The 24,324-nt window shown below is 48.1% G+C and carries 24 protein-coding genes, 5 tRNA genes and 1 riboswitch; of the genes, 11 read left to right on the top strand and 18 right to left on the bottom strand.

The annotated features are described in order from the left end of the window. Positions 1 to 9 precede the first annotated feature (9 nt). The 3 genes from FC34_RS00145 to rpsN all read left to right on the top strand — a co-directional run bounded on the left by FC34_RS00145 (position 10) and on the right by rpsN (position 2,516). Entirely contained in the window at positions 10 to 957 is a 948-nt protein-coding gene (locus FC34_RS00145) for a magnesium transporter CorA family protein (RefSeq protein ID WP_057893358.1), read from the top strand. A gap of 186 nt (positions 958 to 1,143) precedes the next feature. After that, positions 1,144 to 2,121, top strand: a complete 978-nt coding sequence (locus tag FC34_RS00140; RefSeq protein ID WP_057893357.1) for a GMP reductase — start codon at positions 1,144 to 1,146, stop codon at positions 2,119 to 2,121. 125 nt (positions 2,122 to 2,246) lie between these two features. Then, positions 2,247 to 2,516: a 30S ribosomal protein S14 gene (gene rpsN / locus FC34_RS00135; protein WP_057893356.1), complete on the top strand. Its 270-nt coding sequence runs from the start codon at positions 2,247 to 2,249 to the stop codon at positions 2,514 to 2,516. Between the two features lie 74 nt (positions 2,517 to 2,590). Here rpsN and FC34_RS00130 read toward each other — a convergent pair whose 3' ends face one another. Beyond that, positions 2,591 to 2,953 (bottom strand): PTS glucitol/sorbitol transporter subunit IIA, encoded by a 363-nt coding sequence (locus FC34_RS00130; protein WP_057893355.1) that lies wholly within the window; start codon positions 2,951 to 2,953, stop codon positions 2,591 to 2,593. A 99-nt stretch (positions 2,954 to 3,052) separates the two neighbouring features. On the opposite strand from FC34_RS00130, the gene FC34_RS00125 reads away from it, so the two are divergent. The 3 genes from FC34_RS00125 to FC34_RS00115 all read left to right on the top strand — a co-directional run bounded on the left by FC34_RS00125 (position 3,053) and on the right by FC34_RS00115 (position 5,651). Next, positions 3,053 to 4,090 carry a lactonase family protein gene (locus tag FC34_RS00125; protein WP_057893354.1) on the top strand — a complete coding sequence of 346 codons (1,038 nt, stop codon included), beginning with the start codon at positions 3,053 to 3,055 and terminating at the stop codon, positions 4,088 to 4,090. Between the two features lie 86 nt (positions 4,091 to 4,176). Further along, positions 4,177 to 5,001, top strand: a complete 825-nt coding sequence (locus FC34_RS00120; RefSeq protein ID WP_057893353.1) for an undecaprenyl-diphosphate phosphatase — start codon at positions 4,177 to 4,179, stop codon at positions 4,999 to 5,001. A 17-nt stretch (positions 5,002 to 5,018) separates the two neighbouring features. Beyond that, entirely contained in the window at positions 5,019 to 5,651 is a 633-nt protein-coding gene (locus tag FC34_RS00115; RefSeq protein WP_057893352.1) for a copper homeostasis protein CutC, read from the top strand. Between the two features lie 49 nt (positions 5,652 to 5,700). Here FC34_RS00115 and FC34_RS00110 read toward each other — a convergent pair whose 3' ends face one another. The 4 genes from FC34_RS00110 to yjbM are packed head-to-tail and all read right to left on the bottom strand — an operon-like array spanning position 5,701 to position 8,457. Further along, on the bottom strand, positions 5,701 to 6,057 hold the full coding sequence (locus FC34_RS00110; RefSeq protein WP_057893351.1) for a hypothetical protein: 357 nt from the start codon (positions 6,055 to 6,057) through the stop codon (positions 5,701 to 5,703). Positions 6,058 to 6,101: 44 nt separating this feature from the next. Next, on the bottom strand, positions 6,102 to 6,992 hold the full coding sequence (locus tag FC34_RS00105) for an RluA family pseudouridine synthase (RefSeq protein WP_057893350.1): 891 nt from the start codon (positions 6,990 to 6,992) through the stop codon (positions 6,102 to 6,104). Continuing rightward, positions 6,992 to 7,789 carry an NAD kinase gene (locus FC34_RS00100; RefSeq protein WP_057893349.1) on the bottom strand — a complete coding sequence of 266 codons (798 nt, stop codon included), beginning with the start codon at positions 7,787 to 7,789 and terminating at the stop codon, positions 6,992 to 6,994. The genes FC34_RS00105 and FC34_RS00100 overlap by 1 nt, the downstream gene beginning before the upstream one ends. Further along, the gene (gene yjbM / locus FC34_RS00095) at positions 7,789 to 8,457 is read right to left on the bottom strand and encodes a GTP diphosphokinase (protein ID WP_057893348.1); all 669 of its coding nucleotides are present in this window, start codon (positions 8,455 to 8,457) and stop codon (positions 7,789 to 7,791) included. The genes FC34_RS00100 and yjbM overlap by 1 nt, the downstream gene beginning before the upstream one ends. Positions 8,458 to 8,609: 152 nt before the next feature. On the opposite strand from yjbM, the gene FC34_RS00090 reads away from it, so the two are divergent. Then, positions 8,610 to 9,194 carry a CYTH domain-containing protein gene (locus FC34_RS00090; RefSeq protein ID WP_057893347.1) on the top strand — a complete coding sequence of 195 codons (585 nt, stop codon included), beginning with the start codon at positions 8,610 to 8,612 and terminating at the stop codon, positions 9,192 to 9,194. 82 nt (positions 9,195 to 9,276) lie between these two features. After that, positions 9,277 to 9,900 carry a DsbA family protein gene (locus FC34_RS00085; protein WP_057893346.1) on the top strand — a complete coding sequence of 208 codons (624 nt, stop codon included), beginning with the start codon at positions 9,277 to 9,279 and terminating at the stop codon, positions 9,898 to 9,900. 41 nt (positions 9,901 to 9,941) lie between these two features. Here FC34_RS00085 and FC34_RS00080 read toward each other — a convergent pair whose 3' ends face one another. From FC34_RS00080 to FC34_RS00070, 3 genes are all read right to left on the bottom strand, one after another. Next, positions 9,942 to 10,985: a competence protein CoiA gene (locus FC34_RS00080; protein ID WP_057893345.1), complete on the bottom strand. Its 1,044-nt coding sequence runs from the start codon at positions 10,983 to 10,985 to the stop codon at positions 9,942 to 9,944. 66 nt (positions 10,986 to 11,051) lie between these two features. Beyond that, the gene (gene pnuC, locus FC34_RS00075) at positions 11,052 to 11,741 is read right to left on the bottom strand and encodes a nicotinamide riboside transporter PnuC (protein WP_057894117.1); all 690 of its coding nucleotides are present in this window, start codon (positions 11,739 to 11,741) and stop codon (positions 11,052 to 11,054) included. A 177-nt stretch (positions 11,742 to 11,918) separates the two neighbouring features. Beyond that, entirely contained in the window at positions 11,919 to 12,737 is an 819-nt protein-coding gene (locus FC34_RS00070) for an NAD(P)H-hydrate dehydratase (RefSeq protein ID WP_057893344.1), read from the bottom strand. Positions 12,738 to 12,847: 110 nt separating this feature from the next. On the opposite strand from FC34_RS00070, the gene FC34_RS00065 reads away from it, so the two are divergent. Then, positions 12,848 to 12,931, top strand: a tRNA-Leu gene (locus FC34_RS00065). A 45-nt stretch (positions 12,932 to 12,976) separates the two neighbouring features. On the opposite strand, the gene FC34_RS00060 is transcribed toward FC34_RS00065, so the two are convergent. The 4 genes from FC34_RS00060 to leuS form a co-directional block, all read right to left on the bottom strand. After that, positions 12,977 to 14,308 carry a metallophosphoesterase gene (locus FC34_RS00060; RefSeq protein WP_420805035.1) on the bottom strand — a complete coding sequence of 444 codons (1,332 nt, stop codon included), beginning with the start codon at positions 14,306 to 14,308 and terminating at the stop codon, positions 12,977 to 12,979. Between the two features lie 63 nt (positions 14,309 to 14,371). Further along, on the bottom strand, positions 14,372 to 15,073 hold the full coding sequence (locus tag FC34_RS00055; protein WP_057893342.1) for a pseudouridine synthase: 702 nt from the start codon (positions 15,071 to 15,073) through the stop codon (positions 14,372 to 14,374). Between the two features lie 4 nt (positions 15,074 to 15,077). Next, the gene (locus tag FC34_RS00050; protein WP_057893341.1) at positions 15,078 to 16,709 is read right to left on the bottom strand and encodes a putative polysaccharide biosynthesis protein; all 1,632 of its coding nucleotides are present in this window, start codon (positions 16,707 to 16,709) and stop codon (positions 15,078 to 15,080) included. A 179-nt stretch (positions 16,710 to 16,888) separates the two neighbouring features. Continuing rightward, the gene (leuS, locus tag FC34_RS00045) at positions 16,889 to 19,300 is read right to left on the bottom strand and encodes a leucine--tRNA ligase (RefSeq protein WP_057893340.1); all 2,412 of its coding nucleotides are present in this window, start codon (positions 19,298 to 19,300) and stop codon (positions 16,889 to 16,891) included. Positions 19,301 to 19,626: 326 nt separating this feature from the next. Between leuS and FC34_RS09580 the strand changes: the two genes are divergently transcribed. Then, a complete protein-coding gene (locus FC34_RS09580) occupies positions 19,627 to 20,292 on the top strand; it encodes a phosphatase PAP2 family protein (RefSeq protein WP_057893339.1) in 666 nt (221 codons plus the stop codon). A gap of 34 nt (positions 20,293 to 20,326) precedes the next feature. Here the strand turns inward: FC34_RS09580 and FC34_RS00035 are convergent, their stop codons facing one another. Both FC34_RS00035 and metK read right to left on the bottom strand, forming a co-directional pair. Continuing rightward, positions 20,327 to 21,790, bottom strand: coding sequence for an MDR family MFS transporter (locus FC34_RS00035; RefSeq protein WP_057893338.1), 1,464 nt, complete (start codon positions 21,788 to 21,790; stop codon positions 20,327 to 20,329). 69 nt (positions 21,791 to 21,859) lie between these two features. Continuing rightward, on the bottom strand, positions 21,860 to 23,044 hold the full coding sequence (gene metK / locus FC34_RS00030) for a methionine adenosyltransferase (protein ID WP_057893337.1): 1,185 nt from the start codon (positions 23,042 to 23,044) through the stop codon (positions 21,860 to 21,862). Continuing rightward, positions 23,042 to 23,127, bottom strand: a riboswitch (SMK box riboswitch). (Overlaps the previous gene by 3 nt.) Positions 23,128 to 23,241: 114 nt before the next feature. Here metK and FC34_RS00025 point away from each other — a divergent pair. Continuing rightward, entirely contained in the window at positions 23,242 to 23,886 is a 645-nt protein-coding gene (locus FC34_RS00025; protein ID WP_057893336.1) for a hypothetical protein, read from the top strand. Positions 23,887 to 23,951: 65 nt separating this feature from the next. Here FC34_RS00025 and FC34_RS00020 read toward each other — a convergent pair. The 4 genes from FC34_RS00020 to FC34_RS00005 form a co-directional block, all read right to left on the bottom strand. Further along, positions 23,952 to 24,024, bottom strand: a tRNA-Asp gene (locus tag FC34_RS00020). Between the two features lie 9 nt (positions 24,025 to 24,033). Next, positions 24,034 to 24,106 (bottom strand) — tRNA-Val (locus tag FC34_RS00015). 5 nt (positions 24,107 to 24,111) lie between these two features. Beyond that, a tRNA-Glu gene (locus tag FC34_RS00010) sits at positions 24,112 to 24,183 on the bottom strand. A 14-nt stretch (positions 24,184 to 24,197) separates the two neighbouring features. Continuing rightward, positions 24,198 to 24,287 (bottom strand) — tRNA-Ser (locus FC34_RS00005). Positions 24,288 to 24,324 lie beyond the last annotated feature (37 nt).

Below are 24,324 nucleotides of genomic sequence, written 5' to 3'. Positions count from 1 at the left end.
AGAAAAAGAATGCTCGCGATTTATAAGTACGATAATACCGATAAGCAAGTGAAGAAACAAGCGCGCTTTGAGCCTAACGTTTGGATTAACGTGGTTGATCCGACGACTGAGGAAATGGATCTCTTGCAGAATAAGGCCCATGTGCCAGAAGCATTTTTGCTTTATGGGTTGGATGCTGACGAAAGCGCCCGCTATGAATATGATGAAGACGCCCAAGCGCACTTAATCATCTATGATATGCCCACAGTGACACCGGAACCCCATCACACTTTCGCCTATGAAACAGAGCCTTTAGCGATTGTGGTCACAAAAACAGCGATTGTCACGTTACACAATCGGCCGGTGTCAATGTTGGCCTTGTTTGCTGAAGGCAAGATTGCTCATTTCAATCCGCAATTTCGCCAGCGCGCTTTGCTGCAATTCCTGTATCAAGTGACGGTGAGTTACCTCACCTATCTCCGGGAATTAAACAAGCGCCGCCAACAAATCGAACGCAATCTGCAACATAACCTGCGCAACGAAGAACTGTATAGCATGATGGATATTCAACGAAGTTTGGTTTATTTCATGATGAGCTTGCGGACAGATCGCAACGTCTTAGAAAACATCCAACGCGGCAACCCGCTCCGCTTTGATGAAGACGATCAGGACTTTCTTGATGACATCATGATTGAAAACCAACAAGGGGGCGAAATGGCCCAGATTAGTAATTCCATCATTCATGAAAGCACAGATACCTATTCGTCGGTCATTAACAACAATATGAACAGTGTGATGAAATTCCTGACTTCGTACTCGATTGTGTTAACCATTCCAACCATTATTTTTTCGTTCTATGGGATGAACGTCAAACTGCCGCTGGCAGGCGACAGCTTCAGTTGGATTACGACTATTGCCATTTCCGGCATCATCTCCCTCATCGTGGGAATTTTCTTCTGGCGCCGCAAATTCTTCTAAAAAATAAACCGCCGCTCAGTTGTGGCGGTTTTTATGTGCGCTTTCGCTTTAAAAACACGAACATTAAACATAATTTTTAACTAAACGATTGACTTTTACACGAGATACACGTATATTACCTGGTGGTGCGAAAATTGCACGCGATTGTTATGTATAATGTTCGGTTTTTAGAAAGGACTGGCGTTCATGCAAGTTTTTGATTACGAAGACATTCAACTCATCCCCAATAAGTGTATCGTCCGCAGCCGCAAAGAGGTCGACACCAGCGTCAGTCTCGGCGCGCACACCTTCAAGTTACCGGTGGTGCCCGCTAATATGCAGACCATTATCGATGAACCGCTTGCCATTTGGCTAGCTGAACATGACTACTTCTATGTCATGCACCGATTTAATCCCGAACGGCGGGCGGACTTCATCGCCGACATGAAGCGCCGTAACTTGATTGCCTCAATCTCTGTTGGGGTCAAAGAAGAAGAGTTTGCTTTCATTGAAGACTTGGCACTTGCCAATCTACAACCCGACTACATCACGATTGATATCGCGCACGGCCATTCGCAGATTGTCATCGACATGATCCATCATATTAAGAAATATTTGCCTGATACCTTTGTGATCGCCGGTAACGTCGGCACACCTGAAGGCGTCCGGGAACTCGAGAACGCTGGCGCTGATGCCACCAAGGTTGGCATTGGTCCCGGTAAAGTTTGTATTACCAAAATTAAGACTGGCTTTGGGACCGGCGGCTGGCAGTTAGCGGCGCTACGCTGGTGTGCCAAGTCGGCTCGCAAGCCGATTATCGCTGACGGTGGCATTCGCACTCACGGCGACATTGCCAAATCAATTCGTTTTGGCGCCACCATGTGCATGATTGGCTCCCTGTTTGCCGGTCACGAAGAAACACCCGGTAAAAAAGTCGAAGTTGACGGTCAGCTCTACCAAGAATACTTTGGTTCCGCATCCGAATATCAAAAGGGTGAACATCATAATGTCGAAGGCAAGAAGATGCTGATGCCCGTTAAAGGCAAGCTGGCTGACACCTTAAATGAGATGCAAGAAGACCTACAATCGGCCATTTCCTATGCCGGTGGTAAAGACGTCGAAGCCTTGACCAAGGTTGATTATGTCATCGTGAAGAATTCGATTTTTAATGGCGACTCCATTTAACTTACTTTTTATAAGTTTTCCTTGTCACGCCTTTATGCCTGTGCTATTCTAATCGAGGTTATTGTTAATCTGGTGATGACTCACGTCGTCGAATATCATATTTTACGCATAAAGGAGCGAAAAGTTTGGCCAAAAAATCCAAGATCGAAAAAGCAAAGAAGATTCAAGCCACTGTTGATAAGTACGCGGATTTACGTGCTCAGTACAAGAAAGAAAAGAACTACGCTGCGCTCCAAACCTTGCCACGTAATGCTTCCCCTGTTCGGGTGCACAATCGTGACGAGCTTGACGGCCGGCCACACGCTTACATGCGGAAGTTCAAGATGTCACGGCTTAATTTCCGTGACCTCGCGCACAAGGGTCAAATTCCTGGTGTCCGCAAGGCTTCTTGGTAAGCCACTCAAAAACGCCTATCGGTTAGCCGATAGGCGTTTTTTGTGTGGCACAAATGCCGGCGACACCTTCCGCCTTAATACGTGATGCGGGTATCGACGTGAAAATCCGGGACCTGAGTTGGGGTCAAATACAGCGCATTTTCAAGGCGATCATGTTCGGGTACCGGTGCAAACACCAGCGCCACGTGGCCGATGGCATGCAGATTCTCATTAGCCAGTTGACCAACGTACGTTAATGTAAATTCTTGATTATCGATATCAATCGTGTCGCCAATGCTGAGATTGATTGTCTCCAAGGCCGTTCTAGCCTGGAAATCTTGAATTAAAGTGACTGCGCGTAATGCTTCAGTCGCACTATCGTCAAAAAGAATGACCATCGGATCATCTGGGCTTAACGCCTGCGGACCAATCGCAGAAATTGTCGCTGTTACTGTCATGACCTTACCACCTGTCTTTATGTCGTTAACCATATTTTACCACAAAGAATCCGCTTACCTGGCGTGTTATACTAGAAATATCTGAAAGGAGCGACGTTTATGCAAGAAACAGTTTTGATCGGTGGTTATACGCGCCAGAGCGGCAAGGGAATTTATCGGGCCAGTTTCGATAGTGACAGCAAACAGTTGACCACCCCAACCCCTTTTATCACATCGATTGGTAGTCCCACCTACTTGGCGGTCTCTAAAGCGAACGGCCTATACACCGTTGACGCTGATGGCGATCAAGGCGGCGTGGCAGCTGTTGATTTGAGTACCACTCCCCCGACCGTGCTCAATACCGTGTTGGCAACCGGCTCATCCCCAGCCCACATCAGTATTGATGAAACGCGCCAACTAGTTTTTGCCAGCAATTACCACGAAGGCCGCGTGAACGTTTACCGGATCAACACTGATAAGAGTCTCACCCAAACGGACGTCGCGACGAATCATGGCTTTGGGCCTAGACCTGAACAAGAAGCCAGTCATATTCATTTTGCCGCGTTGACGCCTGATCAACAGTTAGCCGTCATTGACTTAGGCACAGATGAAATTTTCACTTATCCAGTCAGCGATGCTGGTAAGTTGGGTGAACCAAAGATTCTTAAACTTCCGGCCGGCTTTGGCCCACGGCACTTAGTCTTCAACCATCAGCAAAATATTGCTTATCTTCTCGGTGAACTCTCCAGTCAGGTGCAAGTCTTGACATATGACCACGGCACATTTGCGCTAGTGGGGCAGCCCGTAGCAACAATTCCGGACGATTGGACAGCGCATAACGGTGCTGCAGCCATTCGCCTCAGTCACGATGACCGTTTCTTATACGTCAGCAATCGTGGCCACAATAGCTTGGCCGTCTTTGCGCTTGATAATTCCGGTTTAAAGCTGAATCACATTCAACAGATTAGTACTGAAGGTGACTTCCCCCGCGACTTCAATCTTGATTTGACCGAAACGGCTCTCCTAGCCGTCAACCAAAACTCCAATAACGGGACGCTTTATGCACGGGATGTTGACTCGGGGTTACTGACTGAACTAGTCAAAGATATTCCGACGCCCGAAGCAGTGAATGTCTTGTTCTTACCCGCGCTTAACTAATTTTTCTTAAAAATGTCTGACATGTTTGGTAATCCCTACTTTTGCCGGTATACTGATACCATTGACAAAGGAGGAGTACGTCTGCCATGTTAGACATTTTTAAAGCCATTATTATTGGGATTGTGGAAGGGCTCACGGAGTTTCTGCCAATCAGTTCCACCGGCCATATTGATTTGGTCAATAGTGTCATCAAGATGAACCAAAGCGCGGCCTTTACTGCAATGTTTGAATATGTCATTCAGTTTGGGGCCATTCTTGCCGTTATCTTGCTCTACTTCAATAAGCTGAACCCGCTCACCACCAAGAAAACACCACAAGAACGCAGCGATACTTGGGTGCTGTGGTTCAAGGTGTTGGTGGCCTGTCTGCCATCAATCGTCATTGGTTTACCACTAAACAGTTGGATGGACGAACACCTGCACACCCCGGTGGTCGTTGCATCCATGTTGATCTTATACGGGATTTTATTCATCATTATTGAGAACCATTTCAAGAATACGCCCGCTAAGGTGACGGGTCTGGGCCAGATCAGTTATCGCCTCGCCTTTTTCATTGGGATTTTCCAAGCGCTGTCGATTATTCCAGGGACCAGCCGTTCTGGCGCCACCATCCTCGGAGCTATCATTCTGGGAGCTTCGCGGTTTGTCGCGACTGAATTCTCATTCTTTATGGCCATTCCAACGATGGTAGGGGTTTCCTTGTTAAAGATTTGGAAATTCTTCCGTGAAGGTAACAGTTTCGGCAGCGAACAAGTCTTGATTCTGGCGGCCGGGATGATTGTTTCCTTCATCGTTGCCTGGGCCACCATTAAATGGTTGTTAAAATTCGTTCAAACGCACGATTTCAAGCCATTTGGCTGGTACCGAATTGCCCTGGGGATTATCGTTTTACTTGTGATGTTCTTCCACTAATTTCTTAGGAGGCTATGATGTTAAAAGAAGTTGCCATTGAAAATTTTACCGACATGCCCAAGGCCATCAATGCTGGCGCTCGGCGGATTGAATTAAACGATAATTTAGCCGTCGGTGGGACCACGGTATCTAAAGGTGTGCTCGCCGAGGCGACGCGCTATGCTCATGAACATCAAGTCAGCGTGGTGGCGATGATTCGCCCCCGCGGCGGCGATTTTGTCTATAACGATTTGGAATTAAAAATGATGGAAGCTGACTTATTTGAAGCCCAAGCTCAAGGCGTCGACGGCGTGGCGTTCGGCGCTTTGACCGCCGACAACTGGTTGGACGAAGAAGCCTTGGAGAATCTGATTGGTGCCAGTGCTGGGATGGATATCGTCTTCCATATGGCCTTTGATTCAATTCCGCAAAGCCGTCAGGCCGAAGCCATTACTTGGCTAGCCGAGCATGGTGTCAGCCGGATTCTCACCCATGGCGGTCCATTGACCACGCCCATTCAAGAGACCCTTGGTCAATTGAAAACGCTCGTTGAAGCGGCAGGCGATCAAATTACGATTTTGCCTGGTGGTGGCATCACAGCTGAGAATGTGGATGAAATTGGTGCCCAACTTGGCGTGAATGAAGCCCACGGGACCAAAATTTTAGGCTAAGACAAAAAGCCCTTCGACATAATGTCGAAGGGCTTTTTCTTGCAGTCACTCATTGTCCAATTTTTTTGTAAACGCCAAAATACCACATTGGCATGCCTGCAATCAGTAGAGCGAATGTCAGCCATAACTTAACCGTCATTGGCAGCGCCCACGGGTAAACCTCCAAGCCAATAAAGGCAAGCAAGGTAATCAAATAGTACCCACTAGTCAACAACATGCGATGTTGATGGGTGCTTTTGCGCTCATGAAGCGTTAAAAACAACGCGGCGAAAAAAATAATCTGACTTATGGGAAATATCATGGTCATCAGTCCTTTACAAACCCGCTGTGATAAGTCAAAACGCCAAAGCAATTTGTTAGCCAGAGTATGCGCTGGCACAGCCTGCGCGTCAATTGTTTTAGCCATACAAAAGCCCTCCGACAACAACTGTCGAAGGGCTTTTTAATTGTTCATAGGTACAACTGCTGCGCCAAGGCCCGCATGTCAGGTGGTAACGGCGCCGTCAGCGCAATGGTCTCGTGGCGAAATGGATGATAGAAAGCCAATTCCGCGCAATGGAGCGCTTGGCGGTTTAACAACAATTCACCCCCGTACAAGTCATCCCCAATGAGCGGATGGCCAATCGCGGCAAAATGGACACGAATTTGATGCGTTCTCCCTGTATGCAATGTCACGCGCACAAGGCCAAAGTCGTCAGTTTGGCGTTCAAGCTGATACTCAGTCACTGATGCCTTGCCGGCCAGATTAACTGCTCGTTTCATATAGAAATCTCGACTTGGGCCGATGGGTAACATCAGCCAGCCATGCGGCGGAATTGGCCGAGCCAATGGAATCAATGCCAGATAGCGCTTGATAAAACGCGTTGAATGTAGTTGGCGATCAACCAGGCTATGGGCATAGCCGTGTTTAGCAAACATCATCAGTCCACTTGTATCTCGATCCAAGCGGGTCACAACATGAATCGCCGTACTTTCCGCCTTAGTTTGGATCAAATAGGCCTTGACCCGGTTTGCCATCGTGTCATCCCCTTTGGCCGCATCTGGAATCGATGCCACGCCAGCGGGCTTATTCACAATCAAATAGTGCTCATCTTCAAAGGCAATCTCAATCGGGGCATCAAATGGCACAACCGCATCTGCCGGGACCTCAGGCGCTAATTCGAGCAAAATACGATCGTTTTTGTGCAAAACAAAAGCGGTATTGCGTTGCCTGGAATTGACAAACACGCTACCACCATGAAATTTCAACTTCGTCAATTGAGCCCGCGAAAAGCCCTGCTGACGAAGAAAGTTCTGCAACTTGAGCGGGGTCGCATCCAAGTACGTCCACTCAAACCGCATTATTTCTTAGCTCCAATAAAGGCATCCTCAACCCGGTCCCAGAAATGCATATGCCGATAACGCGCAAAGCGAATGCGTTCGCTGGCAATGCGGTAACGCAATTCCACTAATGGTTGGGTTTGTAAGGAGAACTGATCGACAGTCAAGACGAAATCCTTTGAATCCATCGGCCGCAGCACAATCCATTCATCTGGTGCAATAATGACCGGCGCTGATAACGTCCGGAACACACGATTATTAATCGAAGCAATCTCGGTCATCTGCAACGCGTCTAGCCGCGGATGAATCACAGCGCCACCGACCGATTTCGAATAAGCCGTGGACCCAGTTGGGGTGGAGATACAGAGGCCATCCCCCCGGAAGCTTTCAAAGAAATTCTCCTTAATGAAAACGTCCGACCGCATTGTGCCGTCAATCCGTTTCAAGGTTGATTCATTAAGCGCTAAATAATGACTGGTGGTCCGATCTGCAAAGGTCGCCACTACATCAAGCAAAGGATAACTGACACTTTGACCAGAATCTTTCTCCAAAGCGGTCACTAATTCGTCTAATTCAAAATCGCGCCAATCCGTATAGAAGCCCAGATGACCCGTATGAACCCCGATGAACCGAACTTGATCAAGCATATTCGCATAGCGGTGAAAAGCCGAGAGCAAGGTGCCATCACCACCCACGGTGACGACAACCTCAGGTAACTTATCGTCGATGTCAAACCCCGCCGCCTTCAGTTTGTTCTCCAACTGAGAAGCCGTATCAATCGACTTTTGACCTGAATTATGAAATACCGAAATCCGCATTAGTCTTTATCTTCCTTTGGTTCCTCTGGCGGTGGTTGGGGAATATTTTGCCCTTTGCCATAGGAGAATAGTTGTTGTGCTTCTTGAATTTCTTCCCGAATCTCTGACATTTCCGTATCTAATAGGAAACTGGCTTCCGCAGCCCGTTTGAGCCGGGCCTTCAATTCATCGGGAAATTCGCCTTGATACTTATAATTCAATGAATGCTCAATCGTAGCCCAGAAGTTCATGGACATTGTTCGAATCTGAATCTCCGCCAAAAGCCGCTTCTCACCATGAACCAACTGAACAGGATAATCAATGACCACATGATAACTGCGATAGCCAGATGGCTTTACGTTGGTCACGTAATCCCGTTCTTCGACGACCTTCATATCAGTCCGCTGATGCAACAGGTCGACCACCTGATAAATATCTTCAACAAACTGGCATTGAATGCGCAACCCTGCAATATCTTGCATATCTTGTTCAAGCAGTTCGTCTGAAATAAACCGACGAACCTGCTTTTCTTTAATCGAGTCAATCGGCTTCACGCGGCCGGTGACAAATTCAATTGGCGTGTGTTCGTTGGCCTGGAGAAATTGTTTCCGCATCCCGCGAAACTTAATCTTCAATTCCTCGACGGCCTGGGTGTAAGGCATCAGGAAAGTATCCCAATCGCGATCCATGCCCAACACTTCCCTTCGTCAAAAATAATTACATCTCATTCTACCATATTCAGCAAGCGCCACCACGGATCGAGCGAAAACTTCAGTTATAGGCAGTTCTGTTCACGCCGGCTTCAGCCTGTGCTACACTACCCGTGAAGGAGGGTTGCGTCATGTCAAACGAACCCGAAAAAGAACTAAAAGGGCATTTAACCGCTGAGCAACTGGCTCCACTACAGCAGAATTTTCCATTTGCCCAGGCTTTTAGTCAAACAAATACGTATTACGATACCATTGATTTCGCCCTAAAGGCCAAAGACATGGGCTTGCGTATTCGGCAATTCAGCGATTACGCGGAGCAAACCCTCAAGGTGCCCACCGGCCATCCGCACGATTTGCGAGAGATTACTGACCGCCTGACAAGTACTCAGGGCGCTAGCCTCATTAGCCAACATACCATCATGGCCGGCGGCGACGTTGACGCTTATTTGCAACAACTGAACATACCGATCTCGGCATTGATTCCCTTTGCAACCGCCACAACAGTCCGCCAAATTGCAGTCATTCCGCTTGGTAATTTGGAATTGGACCAGACAAGTTACGCGGATGGTTTCGTAGACTACGATGTAGAATTGGAATATCATAACCAGACTGATGCAGAACAGTTCTTTGATACCCTTAAACAACGCTTTGGTCTAGACCTTACGCCTGTTCCAAATAAGGTGGCGCGAGCATTGGCACATACCCCAAAGGTCTAGGCTAATTTGTTGAAACTTTTGGAATATCTGTTAAAGTGAATAAGGTGTTAGCTACTCGGAACAAAAAAATGGGGGAAAAATAGTGTTAGAAATATTTTTGTTCGTCAACCCATTAGGCAAGATCTGCCTTGAGGTTGAAAAGAAGTTCATGAGTTTTGCGCAGCACCAGGAGCGTAAGGTCGTGACGCATTTCATCCCGACGTTGAATTTCTCGATCATCAGTGATTATATGCAATTTAAAGACTTGGATCCCAAAAATCTCGACAACCGCAACCATTTGTTCAATGTTGGTTACGAAATCATTTTGGACTACAAAGCCGCGCAATTCCAGGGCAACATTAAAGCCCGTGATCTTCTAATGGATTTGCAAACCCGTTTCAATACTGACTTTGAATACAGTCCTGAGATTGTCGCCGACCTCTTGAAGAAGCATCACATTGATGCCGCTGCCTTCTGGGAGGATCGCGGGCGTGATGAATTGCGCTTGGGCTTCCAAAGTGACCAGCAAATCGCCTCACAAATGGATGTCACAAACACGCCTTCCGCTGTGTTTGTTGATACGCGGCAACCGGATACGGATTCAGCAGTCATGCTCGATACCGTTAAGGATTACCAAGTCTTCGAAAATGTTTGTCAGCAAATCGCTGACAATCCTGAGCTCTTCTATCGTGAAGCGCCTAAATCTCCAATTCTGCGCGTCTTATAAAAAATCCGGTACCAGCCGCTATAGGCTGTCACCGGATTTTTTTAGTTGGCTTGAAAGCGGGCCTGCGCCCAAGCTTGACGTTTATGGACTCCATCTGGGAACCATGACAATGATCGTTGCCATTGGCCATCCCCTGATAAATAGCCACCAGCCACAAGTACTTGCTGCCATCGATGACTAACGGCCTCTAAAACTGGCGCTTGGTGGCGTAGCGGCGCGTTCAAGGCTAGATACTGATTCCAAAAGGCCAAATCAGCCGCTGCAGTCATTGGCTGATTGTCAAAATAAAGCAACCAATGCGCCCGCATCAACCATTCTGGCTGCGGCAATCCAGGCAGGTGTGTTTGAGCCCAGTGCACCTCCCACGGCACGCCAGCCAAATGATGGCCTTGTTTGTATGCCACAGCTTGGAGCGCCAGCAATGTGTGATCACGATAATACAAACGACTCTCCAATTGCCGTTGCTCCTGTTGCGCTTGGTCGAAGAAACGCCTTGTCCTGAATCGGCTTGCAGCCTTGGTGAAGTGAGTGGTTTGCCAGCCCTGTTTTTGCCATTGATGGTGACTCAAAATTCCCCGTGAACTGTCCAGAAACCACAACGCCAAATCATCAGCCATGAATTTATATTGTTTAGGACCAAAATGTGAGCCGAAGTAGCGGCGGCCCATAATCCAAATAACATTCAACCTGAGTTGATGATAGCCAGCTGTCCGCCGGGCTAAATCGCCCACTGAGATCGGGCTACATTGGAATTCCAACACCAGCGGCGGTTGTCGCGAAGTAACCACCACGTCAGCCCGCTGCTGAATCTCTGGATAATAGACTTCAAGTTCCGCCACTTCTGCGCGGCCACTCAGCCATTCCTGTAACCAGCGCTTCCCCAAAAGATGCTGCTGACTTTCGGGTTCACTGGCTGAACAGGTCCCCACAATATGCGCAAAATGTGCAGGCATCTGGACCCCATTTTTAATTCTGACTGGCGCGCCACAAGCTGGGCAGGTAAATGACTCCTCCGAAAGGGTTGCGGCTTGCTGGTGGCTTCTTAACTCAACCCTGATGCCGGCTAAATTCTTGGCAATAAACATGCTGTCACCTCCACCAAGAAATTACGCAAAAAAAGTCTGGACGGGTTTGCCGTCCAGACTTGTTCATCATGAATGTTGATTCTTAAGGTAGGTATCTTTGTGGAACCAGGCCACACCCTTGTCTAACAAAGAAATCCCATCGTTAGCCAAGTACAAGATATAAGTGAAGAACAAGGTTAAGTTCGCATCGCCTTGCATGGCAGTCACACCCCAGAGAATCACGGACATGACCCCTTGGAAAATCCAGAAGTAATACTGATCAGAGAACCGCAATGTTGCCAGTAATGAACCAGTAATCCCAATTGTTCCAGCAAAGGCGTCCAGCATTGGTCGAGGGCTGATGAAAAGCCGAGTATCCATGAGATATAAGACTGCATAGACAATCACGAAGAAAATAGCGACGAGTCCCCAGTTCCGCAAGTTTAACTTCCGAACCCGTTGGCCCACATTCTTTGCCCAACTTGGCATCACCAGGACCGGAATATCCAAGAGCACGATATAGCTCAGCTGTAACACCACATCAGCAAAGTTCTTTGCTTTGGCCGCGACAATAATATAAATAATGGCACTAATCAGGCCAAACACGCCGTTCAGCGGCCGGACATTCGTAATCGACAAGGTTGTCGTGAAACCCAGAACCCCGGCAACCATTGGTAAAATGGTCCAAAGTGTTAAGGGAGCGACAATCGTCGTCCCAATAATAATGCCAATCCCAAACATCAGTAGCATGTAACTGGAGAAAGTCCAGCCCTTCATCTGTTCCACATACCACTTCGGATTGAAGACACTAGTTAACGCCACTTCTTTTTGATCCACAATAAATCCCACCCTTACATTTTAGAAGCAATGTTGATTATTTTAGCATAAAAGCTAAAAAATAACTTCTGTCATTCAAGGCAAAATTTCAGGGGAAGCGTTTCAAATTCCACCGGATTAGGCCTGACTTAGCGTTTTTAAAAATTTGGGCAGGGCTGCAATGACTTGACTGGGCAAGGCCACATATTGACTCTGCGCTAATTCATCGGCGATGGCACTGTGCGTGTAAACCGCTGCCTGCACCACCTGGTCGTGATAACCAAATTGACCGACAAACGCAGCAATAATGCCCGTCAAAGTGTCACCAGAGCCGCCCGTTGCCATGGCCGCACTCCCACCAGGATTTTCAACGGCCGTCTGACCAAAAATCTGTGTGCGGTGACTCTTAACGACCACAATCCCCGGGATTGTCGCAGCCGCCTTGGCATTCGTCTCCGGCGTTTGATCAGCAATGACGATGCCACTGAGGCGTTGCCACTCCATCTGGTGAGGGGTCCAAATTAATTGCGCTTTGGGTACCTGAGCCTGCTTAGCGGCGATCAAAGTAATTGCCGCCCCATCGACGACAACCGTTTGTGTGGGGAGCACAGCCGCAAACACCCGTTGCAAAACACTTTTAGCTAAGTCATCAGTCCCCAACCCAGGGCCGATCACAATCACATCTTGTTGTTGAATGAGTGCGCTCAGGTCAGACTGATAGTCCACCACCATGGCTTCGGGTAAGCGGGCATGCAGGGCGGGATGATTAATGGGATCAGTGGCGACCGTCACTAAGCCGGCGCCACCGTACACGGCTGCACTAGTAGATAGAATCGCAGCGCCGCCGTATTGTTGATTGCCGGCCACCACAAGGACTCGGCCGAATGTGCCTTTGTGCGACTGTTGCGGCCGCGGCCGCACCACCGTTTGAACAGTAGTCAGGTTGATTGTTTCCATAATAACCTCTTTTCTCTCCTGCTGATTGTGGTTATTGCAGAAGCCAACGTGAAGTTGATAAATTAAGCTTGTCAGATTGGGCTTTCTTTGCTAAAATCAATGATGTTGTTGCCGCAATGGCGGAATTGGCAGACGCGCAGTGTTCAGGTCGCTGTATGGTTATCCATGTGCAGGTTCGACTCCTGTTTGCGGCATTACTTACCACGAATCGATGATGATTCGTGTTTTTTTTGTATCTATTACCAAGTCTCACTAAAGTTTACATTATCCGGAACATTTTTATCCACGACAATCGTTTTGAGATAGCCACGCAGGTCTGCCGAAGACCAGAGCGCTTGATAGTCAGGACTGGCTTGAAGGCTGGCTAACGCCTGAGCGCTGGGATTATTGGTCCCAGTGAAATATTGCCAGTTTAATTGGCCGAATAATTTAGTCGCCGCGACCAGACGCTTCTCTGGCAGTTTTGATTCGGCCAAAGCTGCAAATGCCATCGGTTGGGCATCTTCTTCAAATAATCGCTTCAAGTAGGCTTGATGATGGACTAAATCAGGATTTCGCCGTTCCTGGCGAGTTAAAACAGGTGATAAATCCAATGCCTGTCGGTGGTAGGTCAACCCGGTTGGCGACAAGGAAACTTCACCAAAGCCATTGGGGCTGGTAGCAAAACTGCCACTGACGATTTCGGTGATGGGTGAGTTGCCGTCAGGATCATGACTGATATCTTGTGCATGAATGTGTCCCGAAAAAACAATTTTTACCCCGTAGTGATCCAATAAGCGTTTTAGCGCAGTCGCATTATCCAACACAAAGCCCTGATGGACTTGGGCGTTATGTTGGTAAAGATTATGATGCATAAAGACTAAGCTCTGTCGATGTGCTCTTTGGCCGGCGAGCAATTGCGTTTCCAGCCATTTCAGCGTATCTGCTGATAAGGCCCCACCAGTATTGGGGGCTTGGCTGCTGGGTTGAATTGGATAATTATTACTGTCCAAACAGAGGAGCTGATAATCGTGATTCAAATTTACGCGATAACTCAATGAAGCTGGATCCGTGCTGGCAGCATACTGATAACTCTCAGCCCAGATTTGGCGCCAATCGTTAGGGCTAATTTGGCCCACTTTGATTTGCTGGCTCCCCTGGTACTTTCTGGCCCAACCGTCATAGATATCGTGATTCCCTGGTATGACGAGTAGCTTAATGCCAGCTTGTGTCAGCGGCGCTAGTCGGTGGGCTAAACTTTCTGCGCTCGCCTTGGCCCCATTAAAGGTCAGATCTCCTGTGATAACCACAGCCGTTGGTCTGGCTTGCCGGGCGGCATGCACAAACGCGCGGATTGTTTGCGGTTGGTAATCCATATCTTTACCAGCAGCCGTTTGCTTAATTTCTGTATAGGCCTTGCCTTCATCTTGAAGACTGGGTGCAATGAAATGCGGATCTGAAAGCACCCAAAGTGTGGGCCGAGAACTGGTCGTTAGGGCTTTAGGAGCGGTCGATTTCGGCCAAAAAAGTATCCAGCCAACGACTAATGCTGCAATGACACCACAGCCAATCCAGAGTGTTTTTTTCATCATCATCCCTCCAATTCAAGTTTACCTGTCTTGTAAAATAATGTACATGCACCAAAAAACCAGCTGTTAGCTGGTTTTTTGCGTTAATTGTTGAATTTCTTCTGACGTTAAAGCCCTGTATTGGCCAGGATTTAAAGCTGAATCGAGCCACAGCCCGCCCATCGCGACGCGTTTGAGGGCGATGACCTCACTCCCCACCGCATGCAACATGCGCTTAACCTGATGGAATTTGCCCTCGTGGATTGTTAGAAGAATCTTTTGAGGGGCGATCACTTCTACAGCGGCCGGTGCCGAGGTGAAATCCTTAAAAACAATCCCTGAAGTCAACCGCTTAATGCCCGTTTCAGTTAATGGCTGATCAATGGTGACTTGATAGACTTTATCAACATGTCGCTTGGGGGCCAAGAGCGCGTGAGCCAAAGTTCCATCAGTCGTTAGCACCAACAAACCAGTTGTATCCTTATCCAGACGCCCTACTGGCGCCAGCCCGGGACGTAAATCGGTAGGCGCAATTAAGTCAAGCACCGTGCGATCTCGAGTATCTGCAGTAGCCGTGACCACACCAGCTGGTTTATTCAACACGTAAGCGACTTCCAAATGAGCTGAAACCGACTGATCATCAACTGTCACTGCATCCGCTTCGTTAACGGCCAAACCGGCATCGGTAGAGAGCTGGCCATTCACCCGGACACGTTTTTGCTTAACTAGGGCCTTAATATCTTTGCGGGAGCCATATTGGAGATGACTCAAATATTTGTCTAGTCGCATGGCATTACCGAATGTGGAGCCGACGCCGAATGCCTGCCACCCGTGAGCCTAAGATGTAATCAGCCAGCCGGGTTTTTAAGACTAAGTACGCATAAATCAGCCCACCAATACCAACTGACACGAGCAACATCACAACGGCCCAGAAACGACTCTCTGGACTAACAACGAGATTAAAGAGGCCGATAATTGCGCGGACGGCGGCATACATCATCCCCGAGAACAGGACAATCCCCAGAACGCGTCGAACGGTCTGATTCAAGTTGAAATGATAATCCTTGCGCAGGGAGTAAATCATCAATCCCGATGAGACGGCCATCCCAACAATTGTCGCTAAGACAGGGCCATAAACGTTGAAGAAAACAATAAATGGCCATTGCAAGACGATTTTGACTGCAAAGCCAATTAGCATCTCAATAATAGCTAAGCGGTTATTAAATAGCCCTTGTAAAATGGCCGCCAGGACCGTGAAAAGCCCTAACAGAATCGCCAAGAATGACGAGAGATGCAACATCGAAATCCCCAAGGCATCATAGCCATAAAACACGACGTAAAGCGGTTGAGCAATCGCACCCATCCCAAAGGCAGCGGGGATCATCACAATAAAGAACAATTGCAGGTTGTTCGTAATCTGAGCTGCCAGTTCTTTGGCATCCCCCCGCGTTTTGGCCGCAGCCAGCAATGGAACAGCGGTGACTGCCATCGCCACGGCCAAACTCACCACAATCATAATTAACTTATTCGCATTTCCGGCAAAGAGCGCAAAAATTTGGTCAAGTTGCTCCCTAGAAGTCTTAAAGACACGGAGCATCATTGGGTTGAACGTATATTGGTCGATAATGTAGTACAAGTTAATGGACGAATCCATCACAATAAATGGCAAGGCTTGTTGCAAAACGTCAATCAAAATTTGATTAGTCGAGATATGTAAGTCGTCTCGCCCATTCGCTGCTAGTTCATGTAAGCGTGGCCGTTGCCGAACGAAATACACGATTAGAATTCCTAAGCCAAAAACAGCCCCAATGAAAGCGGCAAAAGTAGACTGAGTGACAGCTGACACATAGTCATGACTGCCCAGGCGCATAATCATGAACGTTGCCGCCAGCATATAAGCGACACGTGCGACTTGTTCAATAAACTGACTGATAGCACTGGGCGCCATTTCATTGTAGCCTTGGAAGAAGCCTCGAATCAGGCTCAAAACTGGAATGACCAATAGCGGCCATGCCAGGGAGCGAAAGACAGGGATCATGCGTTCATCACCAGCACTCAACACTGGTGCCAGTAGCCACATGGCGCCAAATGCCACGACTCCCATCAAGCTCATCATAATGGCCCCGTGGTAAAAAAGCCGTAGTCCGGTCCGGTACTCTTCCATCGCATTATACTTAGCGACTTGTTTGGAAACAGCTCCTGGTACGCCGGCGGTGGAGATGATTAAAAAGACTGCATATATTTGATAACCCTTCGTAAATAATGCATTGGCGCTGAGCGCTGCACCGCCCATCCAAACCCACCAAGGGATGACATAAATGGCCCCTAATATCCGTGAAAAAACGCTGCCGGCTGTCATCCAGACCGATCCGCGAATCATTTGCTCTTTGGCTGACCGCTTCGGCGTGGCCGTCGTCTTATCCATACTTGCACCTCATTAAAAACTGTTCGCAGTGATCGGTGGCCCGGTCACCCTTTTATCCCTACTATCATACCTGATTAATATTCGAAATGATACGTCTTTCAGCATCGGCCAGAGCCGTTTTTCAATCCAGCCCACCAAAAAAGGTAGGACAAAACTGACGTTTTGTCCTACCTTTTCGGTTATTTTACAACAATGTTTACGATTTTCTTAGGAATCACAATAACCTTGACGATGTCCTTGCCTTCAACGAACTTCTCAACGTTCTCATTAGCCATGGCTTGGGCTTTAATCTCATCTTCAGCTGTATCCACTGGGACAATGAGTTCGCCGCGCAGCTTCCCGTTCACCTGCAACATCAACTTCATGTCTGAATCAACGAGCGCCTTCGGGTCAAAAGTTGGCCAAGCTTCATACGTTAAGCTGTCCTTGTGCCCCAGAATGGACCAAATTTCTTCCATCATGTGGGGTGCGATTGGCGCTAACATTTTAACGAAGCCTTCGACATATTCAAGCGGCAGGTCGTCAACCTTCTGGGCGTCATTGATGAAGACCATCATTTGCGAAATCGCGGTATTAAAGTGTAAGGCCTCGTAGTCTTCCGTGACCTTCTTAACGGTTTGGTTGTAGACCTTGGTGAGCTTGCCGTCATTAACCGTCGTAATCCGATCGCGAGCCTTGTCATTATCATCGACAAATGTCCGATAAACGCGGTCTAAGAACTTGCGAGCGCCGGCCAGTCCGTCGGTACTCCAGGCAATTCCTGCATCCAATGGGCCCATGAACATTTCATACAGCCGCAAAGTATCGGCACCATATTCATTAACCACATCATCAGGATTAACCACATTGCCCTTGGACTTACTCATCTTTTCATGGTTATCGCCCAAAATCATCCCTTGGTTATACAACTTTTGGAATGGTTCCTTGGTTGGGACAACACCGATGTCGTACAAGAACTTGTGCCAGAAACGCGCATACAGCAGGTGTAAGACCGCGTGTTCCGCGCCACCAATGTACAAATCAACTGGCAACCAATCTTTCAACTTGTCAGGATCAGCAATTCGTTCTTTGTTGTGAGGATCGATGAAGCGCAGATAGTACCATGAACTCCCTGCCCATTGCGGCATGGTATTAGTTTCACGGCGGCCATGGCGACCATTTTCATCAACCACGTTCACCCAATCTGTTAAGTTCGCTAATGGTGACTCCCCAGTCCCACTCGGTTTAATATCGACTTCTGCTGGCAAGGTTAACGGCAACTGATCTTCAGGGACCAAAGTTGTTTCGCCGTCTTCCCAATGAATCACAGGAATGGGTTCGCCCCAGTAGCGTTGCCGCGAGAAGACCCAGTCACGCAGTTTGTAATTCACTTTAGCTTCCCCAACATTGTGGGCTGTCAGCCAGTCAATCATCGCATCAATAGCCCGTTGCTTATCCAAGCCATCCAAGAAATCAGAATTGATGTGCAAGCCATCACCCGTATAAGCAGCGTCAGCCACTGAATCCCCGGCAATCACTTGCTTAATCGGCAGATTAAATTGCTTGGCGAAAGCAAAGTCGCGATCGTCGTGAGCAGGGACGGCCATAATCGCACCGGTCCCGTAAGACACGAGAACATAATCAGAAATCCAAATTGGCAATTGTTCGCCAGTCACGGGGTTGGTTGCATAGGCCCCCGTCCAAACGCCAGTCTTGTCCTTGTTCAAATCAGTCCGGTCCAAATCACTCTTGTGTGCTGCTTCGTCAATGTAAGCATCCACAGCCGCTTTTTGTTCTGGGGAGGTGATTTGGGCAACCAACTCATGTTCGGGCGCCATGACAACGTATGTGGCCCCAAAAATTGTATCAGGGCGCGTTGTGAAGACCTCAAAACTCTGGTCGTGGTCAGCCACGTTGAAGGTGATTTCTGCCCCCGTTGATTTGCCAATCCAGTTACGTTGCATTTGCTTGATGCTTTCTGGCCAGTCCACATCATCCAAGTCATTCAACAGTCGTTCCGCATAAGCGGTAATCCGGAGAACCCACTGCCGCATTGGCTTGCGAATAACAGGATAGCCGCCGCGTTCGGTTTTGCCGTCAATCACTTCTTCATTGGCCACCACGGTCCCCAAATCAGGACTCCAGTTGACGGCCACTTCAGCTTCATAGGCTAAGCCATGCTTGTACATTTGTTCAAAAATCCATTGGGTCCACTTGTAATAATTCGGATCGGTGGTATTAATTTCTCGATTCCAATCATAGGAGAAACCGAGTGAGTTAATTTGGCGTTTGAAGTTTTCGATGTTCTTCTTGGTGAACTCGTCTGGTGCGTGGCCAGTATCAAGCGCATACTGTTCCGCCGGCAAACCAAAAGCATCCCAACCCATTGGATGTAACACATTAAAGCCCTGCATCCGTTTCATTCGAGACGTAATATCTGTCGCGGTGTAACCTTCTGGGTGCCCCACGTGCAAGCCTTGCCCTGAGGGATAAGGAAACATGTCTAATGCATAATAATTCTGCTTATTTGGATCTGTAGTGGTGTTGAATTCGTTGTGTTCGTGCCAATATTTCTGCCACTTGCGTTCTACATCGCGATGATTGTATGCCATAATAGCCTCCTTGTGTGTTCAAACAAACAAAAAGAGCCCTCCTATAAATTAGGACGACTCATTGCCGCGGTACCACCTAAGTTCTGTTTACACAGCCCTCTACTGGATAACGGCCAGTCCGGTCGCTGCTACTTTTGTTCACAGCCACAACGCAAAGACGAGTTCGGCATCTCCCTTCGCAAGACTCGCAGCACCGTCTTGTTTCTGATCCCAGGTAGACCCTAATATTTCTTTGTTCGTTTGATATTGCGTTAAGCATAGCAAAATATCCTGCTAACGACAACCCAAAATGCTAAACTAGTCCTAACGTTCAAAAGGAGATTGTCATGATTCGACAACATAAATTGGCATGGAGTGCCGGCAGCCTGCTGGTCTTCATCTGCCTCTTCATTAGCATCACACAGCGAGTTGCTTGGGTACCATACTTTGACCAAGCCATTATCACCCGGGTGATAAGTTTCCGTCCCCAAGGCCTCACCGATTTTCTCATTGGTGTGACCACTTTGGGTGAACCCTTGAGTGTCACTATCATCGCCATCATTTTATTGATTGCCTTGCTCATGCGGCGTGCTTATCCTGAAGCAGTGTTGATGGGCGTCAATGTCCTCTTATTTAGCGCCGTCAACACCATCATCAAGCAAATCGTCCGACGACCACGGCCTTTCATCGCCGATCCAAGCATTGTTCCGTTGGCTCATGCCGGTGGCTTCAGTTTTCCCAGTGGTCATTCATCCGGCACCATGCTGCTGTACGGCACCGTGATTATTTTAGCGAGCTTGCATCTTAAATCAAAAGGATGGCGCCGAACGATTATTGGCTTAAGCATTTTAATGATTCTACTGACCGGTTATTCCCGCATTTACGTTCAAGTGCACTATCCAACTGATGTGCTGGGCGGCTACACCATGGCCTTTACCGGTTTGATGTGGAGCTGGTGGTTCTTTGATCGCTACTTAAAGCGGCAACAAGAACGCCTAATTGCGCAACAATAAAAAAACACGTGCGGCCAATGGCCGCACGTGTTTTTTAGTCTTGATTGAGTTGCTGGTGATCAAACATATTCACCACCATCGCTAAAATAATGATAACCACAGAGAAGAAGTAAATATGATGGAGCCCCGTGTAGAGAATTTCCCGCAGGGTTGGCAGCAAATGGGCTGGCAACTCTGTCGCTGTCTGAGGATTAATCAATTTATTCATCATGTTCAAGTTGGTTGCAGGATGTGCTTGGACACCATTAGCCATGCTAATGTTCAGTACAATCCCATAGATGCTAACCATTAGCGTTTGCCCCAGGGTTCGGCTCAATGTATTAAAGCTCGTGGCCACACCGACTTGATCCTTGGCCACAACAGCTTGAGCGGCCACCGTCGTCGTTGTAATCGTAATCCCAAAGCCAAAACCCAAGACAGCCGCAACCACTAAGAAGAACCAATAAGGTGTTGTTTCAGGGACGACAGAGAGAATAAGACTGCCGACTAATAAGAAGCCCAGTGCTACCCATAGAACGCGCTGTGGTCGCATTCGAGCAATCAACACCCCTGAGACGAAGGAACCAACAATCCACATTAAACTACTTGGGGTAATCACAAATCCCCCCATCGATGCTTCAAGTCCTAAGACACCTTGCATCCACATTGGCATGTAGACTTCAAAGCCAATCACAAATCCGGCGACCAAGGCGGCAATTAAGTTATGCACCACAAAGGTCCGGTTCTCAAACAACTTCAAGTCGATGATTGGGTCAGCCGCCCGTTTCTCTTGGCGCACGAATAACCAGAAAAACCCTGCGGCAGCGAGTAACGTAATCACAAAAATTACCACGCCGTTGGCCCCAGCCAAGGATTGGAAGCCATACATAACCAATAACAAAGTCATAAGCAGCCATAATGTGCCCTTGGTATCAATTGCTTCTTCCTTCTTCTGGAAATCTTCATGTAAGAAGAAGAACACCAAGCCCATGGTGATTAAGCCAATTGGAACATTAATAATAAAAATCCAGTGCCAGCTTAATTGATCAACAATGAACCCCCCGAGTAGCGGCGCCACCACGGAAGCAATCCCCCATGCCGAGCCGTTAAAACCTAAAACCTTAGCCCGTTTCTCCAATGGGTAAATATCCGCGATGATCGTGAAAGTGACGGGCATAATGGCTCCGGCCCCCACACCTTGAATGGCCCGGAAGACAATCAGCATTTCCATTGATTGAGACAAGCCCGATAGCAATGAACCAGTAATAAAAATTGCCAGGCCCATCATGAAGACGGGCTTTCGGCCCATTCTGTCCGCTAATTTGCCGTAAATCGGTGTAGCCATCGCATTGGTCAATAAATAGATTGAGACAATCCAATTCATCAGGTGAACGCCGTGTAGGGTGCCGACAATAGTTGGCATAGCCGTGGACACAATGGTCCCTTCGATTGCGGTCATGAAGGTTGCGATGAAAATAGCGACCGTCACCACCGCTACATTTGTTTTTTTCTTTGCCATACTGACTTCCTTTCAAAATAAAACGGCCTCTGTTGGATAAACTCCAACAAAGGCCGCCTCTTAACTCGTTTAACCCAGATACTTGGTTAAGGCCTCAACTTTATCGAGGTGTTCCCAAGGTAGGTCAACATCTGTACGTCCGAAGTGTCCATAAGCGGCTGTCTTTTTGTAGATAGGCCGCTTTAGATCTAACATTTGAATGATACCTGCAGGGCGCAGGTCGAAATTATCACGAATAGCTTGTACAATTTCATTTTCAGCGATTTGGTTGGTTCCAAAGGCATTCACAGAGATGGAAACTGGTTGGGCCACCCCAATGGCGTATGCTAATTGGACTTCAAGCTGCTTAGCCAGCCCAGCTGCGACAATGTTCTTAGCAATGTAGCGCGCCGCGTAACTGGCTGAACGGTCAACTTTGGTGGCATCCTTACCAGAGAAAGCCCCACCACCATGGCGGGCATAGCCACCATAAGTATCGACAATGATTTTACGTCCCGTCAGCCCGGAATCGGCATGTGGGCCACCCAGCACGAAACGGCCCGTTGGGTTCACATAGATCTTCGTATCGTCATCAAGCAATTCCGCTGGAATCACTGTCCGAATGACCTTAGCTTCAATATCAGCCCGAATTTGGCTAAGTGAAACATCTGGATTATGTTGGGTTGAAATCACGACGGTATCCACGCGTAATGGTTGATCATCGTCATCATATTCAACTGTGACTTGTGCCTTGGCATCTGGTCGCAAATAGGTCAGTTCTTCTGACTTGCGAATCTCAGCCGTCTTGCGCATCAAGGCGTGGGCCAATGCTTCGGCTAAAGGCATGAAGGTTGGGGTTTCGTCGGTCGCAAAGCCAAACATCATCCCTTGGTCCCCAGCCCCAATCCGGTCCAGGGGATCAATACTATCATCCCTGGCCTCAATTGAATCATCGACCCCTAGGGCAATATCTGGTGACTGTTCATCGAGCGCGACCATCACCCCAACACTATCAGGGTCAAAGCCTGAATCTTTCGTATAACCAATTGTCCGAATTGTTTCGCGAACCACAGACTGGATGTCGACATAGGCAGTGGTTGTGATTTCGCCAACAACCAGAACCAGCCCTGTTGTGACGGTGGTTTCACACGCTACCCGTGCATCGGGGTCTTGGGTTAAAATGGCATCCAAGATGGCATCGCTAATTTGATCAGCAATTTTATCTGGATGGCCTTCTGAAACAGATTCAGATGTAAATAAATGTCTCTCTTGCATTTTCTTGTGTTTCCCCCTTTAATATCTCGGTTACAAGGCATCTTCGCCGTGGCGAACCCTATCGGGAATTCTTTGCAACTCAATAAGGATACCATAGATTTGACCCCCAAAAAACCTTTTTCAAGTCACTGATTGCACTTGCGCCCTCAATTAAACTTATGTACGATTGGTGCAGCAACCTTTGAAAGGAGCTTGTCGTGCCAAAAATAACGCAATTATTCTTCGGTTTGGGTATCGCCTTACAAGCCGCCCTGTTTCCTTGGCTGACGTTGCGGCCTGTGTGGCGTGACAATCAAACCTTGCTGCTTGGTCTGATTGGCCTTGCCATTAGCCTAGGATTAACCTATACCCACTGGCACAGCCTTTGGTGGTTAGGGCTCAGCAGTCTGTTTGCCATTCTTTTAGCCGGGCTGCAACCGCGCCTGTTGCCCCTTCTACTCGTCCAGCTGGTGTTGACCTGGCTATTGACCACACAGAAGATGCAAACCCCCACACTGCTGTCGTTGGTCTTTGGACAGATGCTTTTAGCCCAATTAATTTGGTTTTTCGCTCTGGTCCACAGCCTGCCAATCTACAATCTGATTGACCTCGGGTTGATTTACTTAGCTGCCCTCATCATGTTGTGGCAACCGCGATTACCGCGATGGGGTTATGCATTGTTAGGACTGGCAGTTTTGTCGCTCGGTTATGGCCTGCAACGCTTAAACCTTGGCGCTATCATCGGAATGGCTATTATCTTTCTCCTGTTAGCCTTCCCCAAGAAATCACTTGCCCCTTGGGTCTATAATGTCTTGCCTGTCCTCTTGAGTGTTTTCATGATTGTCGCCAGAAGTCAGGGCTAGTGAAACAGGACTGTTGGTCCTGTTTTTTTGTGCAAAAAAAAACAGTCGTTAGACTGTTTTAAGAGCGGTCCTAGCCGGATTTGAACCGGCGATCTCCTGCGTGACAGGCAGGCGTGATAACCCCTACACCATAGGACCAAATACTGATGGAGGATACAGGGCTCGAACCTGTGACCCTCTGCTTGTAAGGCAGACGCTCTCCCAACTGAGCTAATCCTCCGAAAGTGACCCGTACGGGATTTGAACCCATGTTACCGCCGTGAAAGGGCGGTGTCTTAACCACTTGACCAACGGGCCATTCAACTTTTAAACGGAGAGTAAGGGATTCGAACCCTTGATACAGGGAATACCCGTATACATGGTTTCCAACCATGCTCCTTCGGCCACTCGGACAACTCTCCATTAAAAACTCCGGTTGTCAGGCTCGAACTGACGACA

Origin of the sequence: Lacticaseibacillus brantae DSM 23927 (assembly GCF_001436115.1) — a bacterium.
Classification (GTDB): domain Bacteria; phylum Bacillota; class Bacilli; order Lactobacillales; family Lactobacillaceae; genus Lacticaseibacillus; species Lacticaseibacillus brantae.
Note: the sequence above shows the minus strand (reverse complement) of the source record. Positions and strands in the feature narration are given on the sequence as shown.

Coding starts and splice junctions, on each gene's coding strand:
- FC34_RS00145 (WP_057893358.1), top strand. CDS start 10: ATGCTCGCGATTTATAAGTACGATAATACCGATAAGCAAGTGAAGAAA.
- FC34_RS00140 (WP_057893357.1), top strand. CDS start 1,144: ATGCAAGTTTTTGATTACGAAGACATTCAACTCATCCCCAATAAGTGT.
- FC34_RS00130 (WP_057893355.1), bottom strand. CDS start 2,953: ATGACAGTAACAGCGACAATTTCTGCGATTGGTCCGCAGGCGTTAAGC.
- FC34_RS00125 (WP_057893354.1), top strand. CDS start 3,053: ATGCAAGAAACAGTTTTGATCGGTGGTTATACGCGCCAGAGCGGCAAG.
- FC34_RS00120 (WP_057893353.1), top strand. CDS start 4,177: ATGTTAGACATTTTTAAAGCCATTATTATTGGGATTGTGGAAGGGCTC.
- FC34_RS00115 (WP_057893352.1), top strand. CDS start 5,019: ATGTTAAAAGAAGTTGCCATTGAAAATTTTACCGACATGCCCAAGGCC.
- FC34_RS00110 (WP_057893351.1), bottom strand. CDS start 6,057: ATGGCTAAAACAATTGACGCGCAGGCTGTGCCAGCGCATACTCTGGCT.
- FC34_RS00105 (WP_057893350.1), bottom strand. CDS start 6,992: ATGCGGTTTGAGTGGACGTACTTGGATGCGACCCCGCTCAAGTTGCAG.
- FC34_RS00100 (WP_057893349.1), bottom strand. CDS start 7,789: ATGCGGATTTCGGTATTTCATAATTCAGGTCAAAAGTCGATTGATACG.
- yjbM (WP_057893348.1), bottom strand. CDS start 8,457: ATGGATCGCGATTGGGATACTTTCCTGATGCCTTACACCCAGGCCGTC.
- FC34_RS00090 (WP_057893347.1), top strand. CDS start 8,610: ATGTCAAACGAACCCGAAAAAGAACTAAAAGGGCATTTAACCGCTGAG.
- FC34_RS00080 (WP_057893345.1), bottom strand. CDS start 10,985: ATGTTTATTGCCAAGAATTTAGCCGGCATCAGGGTTGAGTTAAGAAGC.
- pnuC (WP_057894117.1), bottom strand. CDS start 11,741: ATGAAGGGCTGGACTTTCTCCAGTTACATGCTACTGATGTTTGGGATT.
- FC34_RS00070 (WP_057893344.1), bottom strand. CDS start 12,737: ATGGAAACAATCAACCTGACTACTGTTCAAACGGTGGTGCGGCCGCGG.
- FC34_RS00060 (WP_420805035.1), bottom strand. CDS start 14,308: ATGATGAAAAAAACACTCTGGATTGGCTGTGGTGTCATTGCAGCATTA.
- FC34_RS00055 (WP_057893342.1), bottom strand. CDS start 15,073: ATGCGACTAGACAAATATTTGAGTCATCTCCAATATGGCTCCCGCAAA.
- FC34_RS00050 (WP_057893341.1), bottom strand. CDS start 16,709: ATGGATAAGACGACGGCCACGCCGAAGCGGTCAGCCAAAGAGCAAATG.
- leuS (WP_057893340.1), bottom strand. CDS start 19,300: ATGGCATACAATCATCGCGATGTAGAACGCAAGTGGCAGAAATATTGG.
- FC34_RS09580 (WP_057893339.1), top strand. CDS start 19,627: ATGATTCGACAACATAAATTGGCATGGAGTGCCGGCAGCCTGCTGGTC.
- FC34_RS00035 (WP_057893338.1), bottom strand. CDS start 21,790: ATGGCAAAGAAAAAAACAAATGTAGCGGTGGTGACGGTCGCTATTTTC.
- metK (WP_057893337.1), bottom strand. CDS start 23,044: ATGCAAGAGAGACATTTATTTACATCTGAATCTGTTTCAGAAGGCCAT.